Source organism: Actinokineospora alba (assembly GCF_004362515.1).
Classification (GTDB): Bacteria; Actinomycetota; Actinomycetes; order Mycobacteriales; family Pseudonocardiaceae; genus Actinokineospora; species Actinokineospora alba.
In genome coordinates this window covers 7080190-7094351 of sequence record NZ_SNXU01000001.1, presented here as the reverse complement: position 1 = coordinate 7094351, position 14162 = coordinate 7080190, and the positions used below count along the sequence as shown (strand labels likewise).

General features: G+C 68.4%; 17 protein-coding genes. 10 read left to right on the top strand and 7 right to left on the bottom strand.

What is annotated here, in order from left to right; all coding sequences use genetic code 11:
* Positions 1–43: 43 nt before the first annotated feature.
* On the bottom strand, positions 44–1180 hold the full coding sequence (locus tag C8E96_RS31995) for a glycosyltransferase family 39 protein (protein ID WP_091381348.1): 1137 nt from the start codon (positions 1178–1180) through the stop codon (positions 44–46).
* Positions 1181–1370: 190 nt separating this feature from the next.
* On the opposite strand from C8E96_RS31995, the gene C8E96_RS31990 reads away from it, so the two are divergent.
* Together C8E96_RS31990 and C8E96_RS31985 are read left to right on the top strand one after the other, a co-directional pair.
* Complete coding sequence (locus C8E96_RS31990; protein WP_091381347.1) at positions 1371–2681, top strand: aspartate aminotransferase family protein; 1311 nt, start codon at positions 1371–1373, stop codon at positions 2679–2681.
* A complete protein-coding gene (locus C8E96_RS31985; RefSeq protein WP_091381344.1) occupies positions 2681–4174 on the top strand; it encodes a CoA-acylating methylmalonate-semialdehyde dehydrogenase in 1494 nt (497 codons plus the stop codon). The genes C8E96_RS31990 and C8E96_RS31985 overlap by 1 nt, the downstream gene beginning before the upstream one ends.
* Before the next feature lie 50 nt (positions 4175–4224).
* Here the strand turns inward: C8E96_RS31985 and C8E96_RS31980 are convergent, their stop codons facing one another.
* Positions 4225–5037, bottom strand: a complete 813-nt coding sequence (locus tag C8E96_RS31980; protein ID WP_091381343.1) for a S1C family serine protease — start codon at positions 5035–5037, stop codon at positions 4225–4227.
* A 103-nt stretch (positions 5038–5140) separates the two neighbouring features.
* Here C8E96_RS31980 and C8E96_RS31975 point away from each other — a divergent pair, with 103 nt between their 5' ends.
* From C8E96_RS31975 to C8E96_RS31950, 6 genes are all read left to right on the top strand, one after another.
* Positions 5141–5446, top strand: coding sequence for an ArsR/SmtB family transcription factor (locus C8E96_RS31975; RefSeq protein ID WP_176926815.1), 306 nt, complete (start codon positions 5141–5143; stop codon positions 5444–5446).
* Positions 5443–5904, top strand: a complete 462-nt coding sequence (locus C8E96_RS31970) for an SRPBCC family protein (RefSeq protein WP_091381337.1) — start codon at positions 5443–5445, stop codon at positions 5902–5904. Before C8E96_RS31975 ends, C8E96_RS31970 begins: the two co-directional genes overlap by 4 nt.
* Positions 5905–5920: 16 nt before the next feature.
* Positions 5921–6424 carry a nuclear transport factor 2 family protein gene (locus C8E96_RS31965; protein ID WP_091381335.1) on the top strand — a complete coding sequence of 168 codons (504 nt, stop codon included), beginning with the start codon at positions 5921–5923 and terminating at the stop codon, positions 6422–6424.
* A 194-nt stretch (positions 6425–6618) separates the two neighbouring features.
* Positions 6619–6915: a hypothetical protein gene (locus tag C8E96_RS31960; protein WP_091381333.1), complete on the top strand. Its 297-nt coding sequence runs from the start codon at positions 6619–6621 to the stop codon at positions 6913–6915.
* A complete protein-coding gene (locus tag C8E96_RS31955) occupies positions 6915–8093 on the top strand; it encodes a DUF6973 domain-containing protein (protein ID WP_091381331.1) in 1179 nt (392 codons plus the stop codon). Before C8E96_RS31960 ends, C8E96_RS31955 begins: the two co-directional genes overlap by 1 nt.
* A 2-nt stretch (positions 8094–8095) precedes the next feature.
* Positions 8096–8542, top strand: coding sequence for a hypothetical protein (locus C8E96_RS31950; RefSeq protein WP_228770148.1), 447 nt, complete (start codon positions 8096–8098; stop codon positions 8540–8542).
* A gap of 11 nt (positions 8543–8553) precedes the next feature.
* Here the strand turns inward: C8E96_RS31950 and C8E96_RS31945 are convergent, their stop codons facing one another.
* The 3 genes from C8E96_RS31945 to C8E96_RS31935 form a co-directional block, all read right to left on the bottom strand.
* A complete protein-coding gene (locus C8E96_RS31945; RefSeq protein WP_091381328.1) occupies positions 8554–9174 on the bottom strand; it encodes a hypothetical protein in 621 nt (206 codons plus the stop codon).
* A gap of 76 nt (positions 9175–9250) precedes the next feature.
* Positions 9251–9631 carry a nuclear transport factor 2 family protein gene (locus C8E96_RS31940; RefSeq protein WP_091381325.1) on the bottom strand — a complete coding sequence of 127 codons (381 nt, stop codon included), beginning with the start codon at positions 9629–9631 and terminating at the stop codon, positions 9251–9253.
* Positions 9632–9698: 67 nt separating this feature from the next.
* Positions 9699–10244, bottom strand: a complete 546-nt coding sequence (locus tag C8E96_RS31935) for a TetR/AcrR family transcriptional regulator (RefSeq protein WP_091381323.1) — start codon at positions 10242–10244, stop codon at positions 9699–9701.
* Between the two features lie 160 nt (positions 10245–10404).
* Here C8E96_RS31935 and C8E96_RS31930 point away from each other — a divergent pair, with 160 nt between their 5' ends.
* Both C8E96_RS31930 and C8E96_RS31925 read left to right on the top strand, forming a co-directional pair.
* On the top strand, positions 10405–12477 hold the full coding sequence (locus C8E96_RS31930) for a S9 family peptidase (protein ID WP_091381481.1): 2073 nt from the start codon (positions 10405–10407) through the stop codon (positions 12475–12477).
* A gap of 114 nt (positions 12478–12591) precedes the next feature.
* Positions 12592–13011, top strand: a complete 420-nt coding sequence (locus tag C8E96_RS31925) for a VOC family protein (RefSeq protein WP_091381320.1) — start codon at positions 12592–12594, stop codon at positions 13009–13011.
* 59 nt (positions 13012–13070) lie between these two features.
* Here C8E96_RS31925 and C8E96_RS31920 read toward each other — a convergent pair whose 3' ends face one another.
* Both C8E96_RS31920 and C8E96_RS31915 read right to left on the bottom strand, forming a co-directional pair.
* Positions 13071–13253 carry a DUF397 domain-containing protein gene (locus C8E96_RS31920; protein WP_091381318.1) on the bottom strand — a complete coding sequence of 61 codons (183 nt, stop codon included), beginning with the start codon at positions 13251–13253 and terminating at the stop codon, positions 13071–13073.
* A 6-nt stretch (positions 13254–13259) separates the two neighbouring features.
* Entirely contained in the window at positions 13260–14099 is an 840-nt protein-coding gene (locus C8E96_RS31915; protein ID WP_091381316.1) for a helix-turn-helix domain-containing protein, read from the bottom strand.
* Positions 14100–14162 lie beyond the last annotated feature (63 nt).

The window sequence follows — 14162 nt, the reverse complement described above, 5'->3', positions numbered from 1 at the left end:
CCATACGGAACATGGTCTACCCGTCGCTCCCGAGCCGCCAGGGCTAGATCGTGTAGTGCCACGCCGTGAGGCTGTACGCGCTGAACCAGGAGCCGAACAGGACGAAGGTGGTCGTCCACGCCAGCTTCGTCACCCTCGACCGGCCGGCCAAGGCCACCGCGATCGGGATGAGCAGCACGAACGCGGGCACCAGCATCCGGGGTTTCGACGCCATCATCCCGTCCGACCCGATCGTCACCGCCACGATCCCCGCCCCATACAGGACCAGCGGCCACGGCACCCGCCCGCTGAGCGCGCTCACCGCCGTCAGCGCCACCGCGCCCAGCAGGATCAGCACGATCAGCAGGTCCATCACCACCTGGCCGTCGGCCAGGATGCGGGTGGCGAAGGAGAAGCTCGACACCCCCCAGTCGAACTGGGAGTTCCAGCCCTCCCGCTGGATCTGCCACCAGCCACCGAGCTTCCCGGTCTGGGCGGCGACGTAGCCCCAGTAGCCGACCAGGCCCAGTGGGGCGAGCAGACCGCCGACCACGACCTCCCACCGCCGTTCGGTCCGCAGCGCCAGGAGCGCCGCCAGGCACACCACGCCCACGATGACGGTGGCGGTGGGGCGGATCAGGCCCGCGCCGACCGCGTAGCAGCCCGCCTCCACCCAGTGCCGCTCCAGGACCGACACCAGCGCCCACGCGGCGAACGCGGTGAACAGGGCTTCGGTGTACGTCATCGACAGGGTGATCGCCATGGGCGCCCCGGCCCACAGGGCGACCAGCAGGAGACCTCCGCCACCCGTGAGCCTCCGTCCGATCCGGGCGATGGCGTAGGCGGCGGCGATGCCCGCGACGACGTTGACGATCAGGGCCGCGGCGAACTGGCTGGTCCCGGTGGCCGCGGCGACCGCGCGCAGGATGAACGGGAATCCCGGGAAGAACGCCATCGCGGTGTGCGTCGTGTGGTTGCCGAAGGCGTCGACGAACTCCTTCGGCACCCGCTCGTAGCCGTTCTCGGCGATCGTCAGGTACCAGTTCCCGTCCCACGCCCGCAGGATGTCCGTCAGCTTCTCGTCGTGGAACTCGGCGAACACGGCGAGCATCAGCAGCCCGGTGAGCCGGACGGCGAGGTACACCGCGGCGGGCGCCAGGGCCGCGACCACCGGTCTCGACAGCCGGAGCTGGGTGATCATCACCTGACCACTGTGACCGAGTTCCACGCGAGCGTCCGGCGAATCCCGGGACTTCGGAAAACGGTGACAGAATCGCGAATCGGCTTTGCCACCAGGCGAGGGTGCCGGTGGTCACTGTGTAGCGCCATCCGGCATCGCCGATACACAGTGACCATGGTGTCGGCGCCGGTCGCCGACCAGACTCGCGGGCATGGCCGACCTCGAGCAGAACCAGCTGATCGACCGTCACCGCGCCGTCCTGCCGTCGTGGCTCGCCCTCTACTACGACGAGCCGATCGAGCTCGTGCGCGCCGAGGGCAGGCGCGTCACCGACTCGACGGGCGCCACCTACCTCGACTTCTTCGCCGGCATCCTGACCAACGCCATCGGCTACGACGTCGCCGAGATCAGCGACGCGATCCGCCGCCAGCTCGACACCGGCGTGCTGCACACCTCGACGCTGTACCTGATCCGCGGGCAGGTGGAGCTGGCCGAGAAGATCGCCAAGCTGTCCGGCATCCCGGACGCGAAGGTGTTCTTCACCAACTCCGGCACCGAGGCCAACGAGACTGCGCTGATGCTGGCCACCCAGTTCCGCCGCAGCAACCAGGTCCTGGCGATCCGCAACTCCTACCACGGCCGCGCGTTCGCCACCGTGGGCATCACCGGCAACCGCGGCTGGTCGGCCAGCTCGCTCTCCCCGGTCAAGGTCAGCTACGCCCAGGGCGGATACCGCTACCGCAGTCCGTTCGGTCAGCTGTCCGATGTGGACTACATCCGGGCGTGCGCCGACGACCTCCGGGAAGTGTTGCAGACCACTACTTCCGGCGACGTCGCGTGCATGATCGCCGAGCCCATCCAAGGGGTGGGCGGGTTCTGCGTTCCACCGGACGGATTGTTCAAGGCGTACAAGGAGATCCTCGACGAGTACGGCATCCTGCTGGTCTCCGACGAGGTGCAGACCGGCTGGGGCCGCACGGGCGAGCACTTCTGGGGCATGCAGGCCCACGGCGTCATGCCGGACATGATGACGTTCGCCAAGGGGCTGGGCAACGGCCTGGCCATCGGCGGTCTGGTCGCGCGTCCGGACGTCATGGACTGCCTGACGGCCAACTCGATCTCGACCTTCGGCGGCAACCCGGTGGCCACCGCGGGCGCCAACGCCGTGCTCGACTACATCCTGGACAACGACTTGCAGGCGAACGCGGCCAAGCTCGGGCTGCGCCTGTCCGAGGGGCTCCACGACATCGCCACGCGCAACCCGCTTGTCGGTGATGTCCGGGGCAAGGGGCTGATGATCGGCATCGAGTTCGTGGTGCCGGGAGGGAAGGACCCCAACCCGAAAGCCGCCGTGCGGGTGCTGGAGGAGACGCGTGCGCGCGGACTGCTCGTCGGAAAAGGCGGGCTGCACAACAATGTCATCCGTTTGGCGCCGCCCATGACGCTGACGGAGGACGAAGTCGACGAAGCCCTCGACGTGCTCGGCGAGTCCATCGCCGCGGTGCCGGGCGGGGTGAGCTGATGCGCAGGATCAGCCACTGGATCGATGGCAAGCCGTGGTCGGGCGACACCGACCGCTTCGGCGAGGTCTTCGACCCGGCGACCGGACAGGTCGCCGCCCACGTCGATTTCGCGGGGTCCACGGAGATCGAGGCGGCCGTCTCGGCGGCGCGCACGGCCTCCGTGGAATGGCGGGACGCCTCGCTGGCGGCTCGAACGTCTGTCCTTTTCGGATTTCGCGAACTGCTCAACGCCCGGAAGCGGGAGCTGGTCGATCTGGTCACGGCCGAACACGGCAAGGTGACCGACGACGCGGCGGGCGAAGTGCAGCGCGCGATGGAGGCGGTCGAGTTCGCCTGCGGGGTGCCCACCCTCCTCAAAGGCGGGTACAGCGAGAACGTCTCCACCCGGGTCGACGTGTACTCGCTGCGCCAGCCGCTGGGCGTGGTCGGGGTGATCTCGCCGTTCAACTTCCCGGCGATGGTGCCGCTGTGGTTTGTGCCGAACGCCTTGGCGTGCGGCAACACCGTGGTCCTCAAGCCGAGTGAGAAGGACCCGTCGGCGGCCTACTTCATCGCCGAGCTGTTCGCCGAGGCCGGTCTGCCCGACGGCGCGCTGAACGTGCTGCACGGCGACAAGGTCGCGGTCGACGGCCTGCTCGAACACCGCGACGTGCGGGCGATCTCGTTCGTCGGCTCGACCCCGATCGCCCGCTACGTCTACGAAACCGGGACCCGGCACGGCAAGCGCGTGCAGGCGTTGGGCGGGGCCAAGAACCACATGGTCGTGCTGCCCGACTCCGACCTCGATCTCGCCGCGGACGCGGCCGTGTCGGCGGGCTTCGGGTCGGCGGGGGAGCGGTGCATGGCCGTGTCGGTCGTCGTCGCCGTCGACCCCGTGGGCGACGATCTCGTGGGGCGCATCCGCGAACGGATCGCGAAACTGAAGGTCGGCGACGGCAGGCGGCCTGGCTGTGAGATGGGTCCGCTGGTCACCGCGGCCCATCGGGACAAGGTGACGTCCTATGTGGACAGCGGAACCGGCGAAGGCGCCGAGTTGGTCGTCGACGGCCGTGAGCACGAGATCGATGGCGAACCCGAGGGATTCTGGCTCGGGCCGACATTGTTCGACCATGTCGAACCGGGAATGGCGCTCTACCAAGACGAGATCTTCGGTCCAGTGCTGTCCGTGGTCCGCGTCCCGACCTATGAGGACGCTGTCGAGCTGGTCAACGCCAACCCGTATGGCAACGGGACGGCGATCTTCACCAACGACGGCGGCGCGGCCCGGCGGTTCCAGCACGAGGTGGAGATCGGCATGGTCGGCGTGAACGTGCCGATCCCGGTGCCCGTGGGCTACTACTCGTTCGGCGGCTGGAAAGACTCCCTCTTCGGCGACACCCACGCCTACGGCCCCGACGGCATCCACTTCTTCACCAGGACGAAAGTGGTCACCAGTCGGTGGCTCGATCCCTCACACGGCGGCGTCAACCTCGGTTTTCCGCGCAACGTGTAGGACACGCACCGTGCGGGCCACGGCCCACGTGGCCCGCCCGGTGCGTGGTGTCACTCGATCTTCTCCAGCACGGACTTCACCGCGTCGATCGGGATGCTGAACCCGATGCCCACGCTCCCGGCCGATCCGTCGGTGCCGGAGACGGGGGAGTAGATCGCCGAGTTGATCCCGATGACCCGACCCGCGGTGTCGAACAGCGGGCCGCCGGAGTTGCCCTGGTTGATCGACGCGTCGGTCTGGATCGCCTTGTACGAAGCGCCTTGCGAGCCCCGGTTGGGGATCGACACGTCACGGTCGAGGGCGCTGACGATGCCGGTCGTGACCGTCCCTTGTAGACCGGCGGGCGAGCCGATCGCGATGACCTCGTCGCCGACCTTCAGGTCGCCGGAGTCGCCCAGGGTCGCCGGGGTGAGTCCGGAGACGTCTTTGGCTTGCAGCAGCGCGAGATCAGCGCCCGGGTCGGCGCCGAGCACCTCGGCCTGGGCGGTCTTGCCGTCGGCGAAGGTCACCATGATCTCGCGGGCGCCCGCGACCACGTGGTTGTTGGTCAGGATGCGTCCGTCGGCACTGAGGATGACGCCGGACCCGACGCCTTGGGAGTTCACGGTCCGCACACCGACTTGCACGACACTCGGCATCACCTTGGCGACCGTCGCCGTGATGTCGGTGGGTGTGTTGCCCGACGCGTTCTGGGCGATGGTCGGGTGCAGCGAGGAGGGGTGGTCGGTCCCGATCAGCGCGCCCGCCACGCCGCCGAGGGCGCCCGCGCCCAGCACGGACGCGGCGACGAGGGCGACCGCGCCGCGCTTGACGCGGCCACGCGGCGGCTGGGGGTGGGTGTAGAGCGGCGGGTACTGGTTCATGGCTCCAAGGTTCTGCCCGGCGGATATGAGGAACCTGTGGAATGGCGAGGGATTGGCCAAGAAACCGTTGACCGGCACCTCGGTAAGGCGTAACTTACCGTTCGTGGTGACTTACCAAGCAGCCTTCGCGGCCCTCACCGACCCGACCCGGCGGGCGGTGTTCGAACTGCTCGTAGAGCGGCCGCGCGCGGTGGGCGAACTGGCGGCCGAGCTGCCGGTGAGCAGGCCCGCGGTGTCGCAGCACCTCAAGGTGCTCAAGGACGCGGGCTTGGTCGTCGACCACGCCGAGGGCACCCGCAGGCGCTACCGGGTCGACCCGGCGGGCGTCGCGGCGTTGCGTGGTTATCTCGATCAGTTGTGGGACAAGGCATTGGCGGCCTTCGCGGCCGCTGTCGAGGAGGAGAAGTGACGCCGGTCCAGAAGTCGATCATCGTGAAGGCCACGCAGGAGCGCGCGTTCACCGTGTTCGCCACGAAGATGGGCACGTGGTGGCCCGCCGACCACCACATCGGTGACGGCGCTTTCGCCGACATCGTCATCGAACCCAAACCCGGCGGCGGCTGGTTCGAACGCGGCCAGGACGGCGCCGAATGCGACTGGGGCTCGGTGCTCGCCTACGACCCGCACGACCGTTTCGTCCTGACCTGGAACCTGCAGGGCGACTGGACGTACGACCCGGATACGGCCCGCGCCAGCGAGGTCGAGGTGCGCTTCATCCCCGAGGGCCCGGACACGACCCGCGTGGAACTCGAACACCGCCACCTCGAACGCCACGGCGAAGCAGGCGAAGACATCCAAACCGCAGTCGACTCCGAACGCGGCTGGCCCCTCATCCTGACCCAGTTCGCCGACGCCACGGTGGCCTGACTCGGTACCGTCGGCCATGACCACCGACCAGACCACAGCCACCTGGCGCGCGGCAGCCGAAAACGCCGACGCTGACGCGGTTCGGCCACTGCTCGCCCCGACCGTCACGGTCATCTCGCCGCTGACCGCCCGATTCCGCTTCACCGGCCCCGACCAGGTCTCCGCGATGATGGCCGCCGCTTTCACGGTGATCAGCGACATCAAGTTCCACACCGAGGTGGGCGACGATTCGACTCGCGCTCTGTTCTTTCATGGGCGTTGTGGGCGGGAGGAACTGGAGGAGGCACAGCTGCTTCGGTTCGACGAGAACGGGCTGATCACCGAGCTGACCCTGTTCGGCAGGCCGCTGCCGGCGGCGACGGAGATCATGGGGAAGATCGGACCGCTGTTGTTGCGCAAGCAGGGCAGGCCCGCCATCGCCCGACTGGTGTCGGTGCTGAGCAAGCCACTGGCGGTCGTCACCCGACTCGGTGAGAAACACATCGTGCCGATGGCCGACCCGGCCCGCGCCAAGTCCTGAGGTCAGCGGATGAGCGCCCGTCACGGGAGTGCTGTGGCCTGCCCGGCTTGCTCGTGATGTTCGACGGGGACGGCCCTTGCTCGGTCTGCCCTTGAAACAACTTGTTCGGCGTATTCGATCACCCATCTCGTCTGCAATCACGGTTACGGCCTGCGGCGTCGCTGCTACCCTCGATCGGCGATGGGGGTGGGGAGATGACGGGGTTCCTGGTCGATCCTGAAGCGCTGAGTACCGCGGCCGATGCCGCGAAGCAAGCCGCGGATGTCGTGCGCAAGCTGGAGTTGGGCAAGGTGGCGGACCTCGCCGCGGCGTTGCCGGGCACGGAGTCCGCCGGGACCGCGGGTGCGCTCGGCCCGCACTGGGAGGCCGTCCGCGGTAAATGGGCCGAGGGAATGGACTCCTACGCGACCGCGCTGACCACGGCCGCCGATGGTTACCGGGCGCGAGACGATGACGCCGCGCAAGGCTTCGGCCGGACGGAAGGTCGCTGATGGCCACGTGGTCCGAGATCAAGCAGTGGCAGCCCGACGTCATCGGGCAGATCGGTGACCAGCTCGCCGCGCAGACGAAGCTGGTCGTCGGCCTGCAGGACGAGCTCGACGGTGCGAAGCCGGCCGAGTGGTCCGGGGAGGCGGCGGAAGCCGCCGACAGTGACCTGCGCGCGCGTCGCCAAGCGCTGGAGGAACTCGCCGCCCGACTGTCCGCGGCGGTGAAGGTCATCGATGACGCCGAGCTGTCCGTGCGGGAGCTGGTCCGCGGCGTGGAGGCGACGGAGGACCACGCGACGAGGAACGGCTACCGGATCGAGAACGGCGAGGTCGTCAAGACCGAACACGCCACTGGACTCCTCACCGCCGCGATCCTGCAGGTGGAGGTGCAGGCCCTCTTGGCCCAAGCGGCCATGATCGACACCGATCTGAATTCCGTGCTCAAGCGCATCTTGTCCGGCGAGATCGACGACGCGGGAGCCACGACGCTGGAAGCAGCCGCGGAAGCGGGCGAGGACCGTGTCGTCGACGAGCAACGCCACCGCGAGCTGCTGGCGAAGTACCAGGTCAAGACCGACGGCATGACGACGTGGCCAAGCGGACTGACCGGCTGGCTCGCCGAACGGGCGGGCTTCAACAAGGAACGGATCACCGAGGCCGAGGCGAAGCTGCTCGACGATCTCCAGTCGCGCAAAGGACTTATGGGACTCAAGGAGTTCGCCGAGATCCGGCAAACCGCCCTGCACACCGCGGAAGGCAAGTTCGAGGGCAAGGGCTTGACCGACGGGCACGCGGACGCCTTCCGACACGCCTACTGGAACGCGCTGATGACACAGCGGTACGGCGAGCAGTGGGCGGGCGAGTTCGCCACCGCCCACGAACGCAATCCGTCGAGTCACCACGTCCCGGTGGGCATGGACTTGCACAACAACGAAGTCGGCCGCCAGATCGCGAGCGCCAACCCGGACGCCAGCCCCGAGGAACTCGCGACGCTGGTCGAGCAGGCGGTCAAGGACGGCCGAATGGTGATCATCGACAAGAACGACACGCTGGTGCCGTCCAACGAGGCCAACCCGGGCGAGACCCGGGACACCAGAAGCAACCCTTGGCCGACCGACAACCCCGACCGCGGCAACGACCGCGATCCCGGCAAGCCGTCGGCGACCCCGGACCAGTACTGACCATGCGCTCGATACTGACTCTGATCACTGTGCTCGCCGTGCTGGCGGGATGTGGCTCGAACACCTCGGGAGTAACGGTGGAATTCGACGACGGCCTCGAGAAGGCGATCACCGAACTGGCCCGCTCGGGCGGCTCACGACCGCTCAAGGACCTGGCCCCCGGCGACTGGACGGCCGTGCACATCCTCACGGGCCCCGCATCCGGCGCGCGGATCGAGCGGGAACTAGGCCGACCCGTTGAGATCGACGGCGAGGGCACACACGGCGGCGACTATGTCCAAGACGGCAACCTCCTCATCTTCCAACGCGACGACAAGATCGTCCGGATGGTCAGCCTCGGCCAACTCGCCGCGCTCGGTGACGGGACATACCGGTCGGACGTAGTCCTGCGGGCGGACAGCGGCGCCATCAAGCTGACCAACCCGGACGGAAGTCCCGCAGGCCGCTGACCGGAAGGGATTCAGGATTTCGGAACTTGGCGGCAGCGGTCATCGATGTCGGGGATCCAGTAGCACAGTTCGAGTGTCTTCATGACCGCCCAGTGCGCGAGGCGGCGGGCTTGGACGATGAACGCGACGAATCCGCCCAGGAGGAGAACAGCGCAACCCGCCGCCAGTGCGTGGTTGCGTCCGGCGAACAGCTCGACCACCGCGGCGACGAAGCCCAAAGCCAGTGGGGGTGCGGAGTTGCGCAGCATCAGGCCCGTCGCCCGTAGGCGTTTCACCTCGATGGCGACGTCCTTATCGTGCAGCTCTATGGCGGACAGTAGAACGGACCTGTCCATATCGACGAAGTCGCGGCCCTCGGCGGCGGGAACCCGGGTCCGGAATTCCTGGCTCGCGTTCCGCTTGCGCCGACGCGGCACGATCCGGTTCGCCAGTTCGCCCGCCGGGTATGCCAAATAGCCCAGCAGGTAGCTCAGCACCACGACCAGGACCACCAGCAGCCAGGCCGGTGTGCCCGTCATCGCGCCGCCGCCGAGGAGGTGCAGGCGGGTGATCACGTGGGCGAAGAACGCCAGGTACAGCGATCCGGGGATGGCGTAGGTGAACAGATCGAAGATGCCGATGGCGAAAGTCACCCTGCGATCTAAGCCCATGTCCCGTCCGGCCATCCAGGGATTGACGATCTTCCCGCCCGTGCCTGACCAGCCAGGCTCAAACCAGGAAGGTGGCGTGGGCCGCGATGATCTTCCAGCCCGTCTGCTCGTCCCGCCTCCAGGTGCGGGTGTAGCGCAGTCGGGCGGTCAGCGCTTGGCCGCCGACAGCGCCTTCCAGGGTCCCGAGGAACCAGGTGACACCGCTGTGTTCGGTGGCCAGCACCCGCAGGTCCTCCTCGTCGAGGCGGCTCAGCACCTGGTGGCCGGTTTCGTGCGCGCTCAGGTCGTCCTGTTTGGTGTAGAGCTTTCCGTCCGGGCCCGTGAACCATGCGGCGTCGTCGATCAGTTCGTCCAACGCGGTCACATCGGAGGCCAACTGGGCGCTCTGGAGGCGCCGCTCGGCGGCACGGAGGCTTTCGGTGTGGTCGAGGTTCGGCATGGCACCAACTATTGACGCCTCGGTCCCGCGCCGCTGTGGCGTTCGCTCGTGGCGGATCGAGTGAAGATCATGGGCCGGTCCATCCCTTCAACCGGTCCAGAAGCAGCCGGTACACACCACCCAGTTCGTGTCGCTGCAACGGCGGAAGCATGTGCCGGGCGCCAACGTGGACCGCGTAGAGGAGTTGGCCGACCATGCGGGCCTCGGCCGCGTCGCCGCGGTGGCGCAGCCAAAGGGATTCCATGTACTCGACGCGGGCCTGGTCGACCCTGGCCATCATCTCGCCCGCCTGCGGGTCCTGCTGCGCCCAGGCCCGCATCGCCGTGTCCAGCCCCAGTTCGGTGCTGGCCATCACCAGGTCGAGCAGGCGGTCGAGCATGACCACCGGCTCGACGGGGTCGGCTTCGACCGCCTCGATGAACCGCTGCGTGCCGATCCGCTCGTAGTGCTCCAGCAGGGCGGCCTTGTACCCCGTCATCCCCGCGAAGTGGTGGTAGAACGACCCCTTGGTCAGACCGAGGCGGCCGCAGAGCCGGTCGATCGTCAGCGCTTGGGACCCCTCCTCGGTCAAGATCGAGATTCCCTCGCGCAGCCAGTCCCGTTTACCCGCCATGCTTCGCGACCCTTCCGAAACGTGCCATACCGTATGGTACGGTCCCACTCGGGTCGGCGGGGACTGGGGGTCTCCGCCGCCTCTCTTCAAGCCGCTGCCGTAATCGGCCGGCGGCCGGTTCGAGACGGGCCCCCGGCCACCGTTCGTTTAGGTTGTGGGGGTGACCAGTGAGACGACCTTTCTCCGCCTTCAGGCGCGCACCCAGCGCTTCACCCTCGGCTCCCCCCGCGAGTTCCGCGTCGCCCCGGACGGCTCCTACGCGCTGTTTCTGAGGTCGGCGACCGGCGAGGACCGCACCCACCTCCTCTGGAAGCAGGACCTGGCGAGCGGGACCGAGACCCGGCTCGCCGACCCGGCCGTGCTGCTCGGCGGCTCCGAGGAGCTGTCGCCCGAGGAGCGCGCGCGCCGTGAGCGCAGCCGCGAGCAGGGCGCCGGTGTGATCGGCTGCGCCACCGACGCGCAGACCCGGGTCGTGGCGTTCGCGTTGTCCGGACGTCTCTTCGTCGCCGACGCCCACACCGGCGAGACGCGCGAGTTGGCCACCGCGACCCCGATCATCGACCCGCGTCCCGACCCGACCGGCACCCACGTCGCCTACGTCGCCGACGACGCTCTGCGCGTGGTCGGCGTGGACGGCGCGGGCGACCGGGCCATCGCCACGCCCGAGGGTGAAGGCCGGGCGTGCGGGCTCGCGGAGTTCGTCGCGGCCGAGGAGATGAGCCGCTCGCGCGGGTACTGGTGGTCCCCGGACGGCACGAAGCTGCTGGTCGCGTTCACCGACAAGCGTGAGGTCCAGCGCTGGCACATCGCCGACCCGGCGAACCCCGGCTCCGACCCCGTCACCGTGTCCTACCCGGCCTCGGGCACCCCGAACGTCAAGGTCAGCCTCGCCATCATCAGCCTCGACGGCACCCGCGTCGACGTCGACTGGGACGGCGAACTGGAGTACCTGACCACCGCGCACTGGTCGGCCGCGGGCAAGCCGCTGATCGCCGTGCAGTCCCGTGACCAGCGCACCGTGGAGATCCGCGCGGTCGACCCGGACACCGGCGCCACCGAGGTCGTGCACACCGAGACCGACGACACGTGGATCGAGATCGTCACCGGCGTCCCCGCGTGGAACCCGGCGGGCAAGCTCGTGCGGGTGGCCGCGTCCGACGGCGCGAACCGCCTGTTCGTCGGCGACGAGGCCGTCTCCGGCGACCTGCAGGTCCGCTCGGTCCTCGACATCGGCGACGACATCCTGTTCACCGCCTCTGCTGACGACTCGACGCAGGTCCACGTGTACCGCGCGGGCGAGAAGGTCGAGCAGGTGTCCACTGTGGATGGCGTGCACTCGGCCGCCCGCGGCGGGGACGTGACGGTCCTGACGTCCTGGTCGCTCGGCTGGTCCGGCCCGAAGATCAGCGTCCTGCGCGGGGGTGAGGTTCTCGGTGAGGTCAAGAGCCTCGCCGTCGAGCCGCCGCTGACCCCGAACGTCGAGCTGCTGACGGTCGGTGAGCGCGCGCTCCGCGTCGCGGTCCTCTACCCGACCGGCCACGTCCCGGGCACGAAGGTTCCTGTCCTGATGGACCCCTACGGCGGCCCGCACGCGCAGCGCGTGCTGTCCACGCGGAACGCCTACCTCGTCCCGCAGTGGCTGGCGGACCAGGGTTTCGCCGTGATCATCGCCGACGGCCGCGGCACGCCGGGGCGCGGCCCGGAGTGGGAGCGCGCCATCGCGTTCGAGCCCGCCGACGTCACCCTGACCGACCAGGTCGACGCCCTGCACGCGGTCGCCGCCGACCACCCCGACCTGGATCTGACGAAGGTGGCGATCCGCGGCTGGTCCTACGGCGGGTACCTGTCGGCGCTGGCGGTCCTGCGCGCGCCCGAGGTCTTCCACGCGGCCATCGCGGGCGCCCCGGTCACCGACTGGCGGCTCTACGACACCCACTACACCGAGCGCTACCTCGGCCACCCCGACGAGCGCCCCGAGGTCTACGACCGCAACTCCCTGATCGACGACGCGCCGAAGCTCGACCGGCCGCTGCTGATCATCCACGGGCTCGCGGACGACAACGTCGTGGTGGCCCACTCGATCCGCCTGTCGAGCGCCCTGGTCGCGGCGGGCCGCCCGCACGCGCTGCTGCCGCTGCCGGGGGTCACGCACATGACGCCGCAGGAGGACGACGTGGCGGAGAACTTCATGCTGATGCAGGTGCGCTGGCTCAAGCAGGCACTGGGGCTGTGAGTGTTCGGGGTCTGACCTATTTCAACAGGTCAGGCCCCGTTCCAGCCGGTGGTTGTCGGCGGCCGTGGCTAGGCTTCGACGGGTCCGATCCAGTCTGGTGACAAGGAGAATCCGGTGGCTTCCCGTCTCAACCCCTACCTCAGCTTCAACGGCGACGCGCGGCAGGCGCTGGAGTTCTACAAGGAGGTCTTCGGCGGCAACCTGACGCTGAGCACCTTCGGTGAGTTCGGCATGCCGGACGCGCCGGAGGCCGACAAGATCATGCACGGCATGCTCGAGGCGGACAACGATTTCACCCTCATGGGCGCCGACACCCCGCCCGGCCAGGAGTACAACCCGGGCTCCGCGTTCGCGGTCAGCCTCAGCGGCGACGACTCCGACGAGCTGCGCGGCTACTGGGAGAAGCTGTCCGGCGGCGGGACCGTGCAGGTGCCGCTGGAGAAGCAGATGTGGGGCGACGAGTTCGGCATGTGCACCGACCGGTTCGGTGTCCCGTGGATGGTGAACATCGCGGGAGACCAGGCGAAGGTCTGACCTGCCACCGCCGTGAGCCGCGCACCAGCCCGTGCGCGGCCGCCGCGGGCGTTCCACGGTCAGCCGGGGCGAACCACCAACGAGGTCAGGTGGGCGGGCTGCCATGACGACGCGGGCAGGCGCAGGGTGCCTGCCTCGGGCTTCTTGGAGTCGCGCAGCCACACCTCGGCCGAGTAGGAGACCTCGATGCAGTCGGCGTCTTGGGCGCCGCTGAAGCTCGACTTCCGCCACTCAGCGTGCATGCTGTTTCAGCTCCGTTCGTAATCGGCCAGAATTCTCGCCAGGAAGTTCACCGAATCGGCGGATCCCAGCGCCACTTTCATCAAACCAGACGTCGTGTGCGCGAACAGGTTGATGTCGTCGAGTTCGTCCAGGAAGCCAGAGGCGCCGTCGTGCTCGACGTAGACGATCCGCGACGTGCGTTCGAACTCGAACATGGCGAAGTGCCCCGGGTTGCGGTAGCCGCCGTGGCGGAAGGGGATCACGCGGATCTCCATGTTGGGTAGTTTCGCCCGATCCATGAGCCACCGAATCTGGTTCGCCATGACCTCTTGGCCGCCATAGGGCCGCCGGAGCGCAGCCTCATCCAGGAAGGCGATGTAGCGCGGCGCCACCAGTTTCACCAAGACCTTCTGGCGGTCCATCCGGGCCGAGACCAACGCTTCCCGCTGGGACTCGTCCAAGAGTCCCGTCTTGGTGATCGCCCGTGCGTACCCGGGCGTTTGCAGCAGTCCTGGCACGATCGATGGTCCGAAGTTCACGATGGAGATGGCTTCCGACTCGAAGTCGATCAGCGCCTTCAGCAGGTGGGTGAACCGGGGGCTCACCTCCATCCAGCCGGGCGAGTTCACCTCCTCGACCATGGTCAAGATTCGGGTGCGCTCCGCTCCGGTCACGCCGTAGATCGCCAGCATGGTGGCCACATCGGCCACCGATGGAGTCCGCTTGGCGTTCTCGGTGCGGTTGATGGTCGCGATGGAGGTGCCCATCCGCGCCGCGACCTGGCGGGTGGTCAGGCCCGCCTGTTCCCGCAGTCTCGTCAGCTCACTTGCCAGGGCGCGCAGCCGGGCGGGCAGTCGTTCGCTCATGTGTTCATCAGATCAGCTGTTTCGCGTGTCGGAAATGACACTGATGGCTGAGGGTTATCGGGA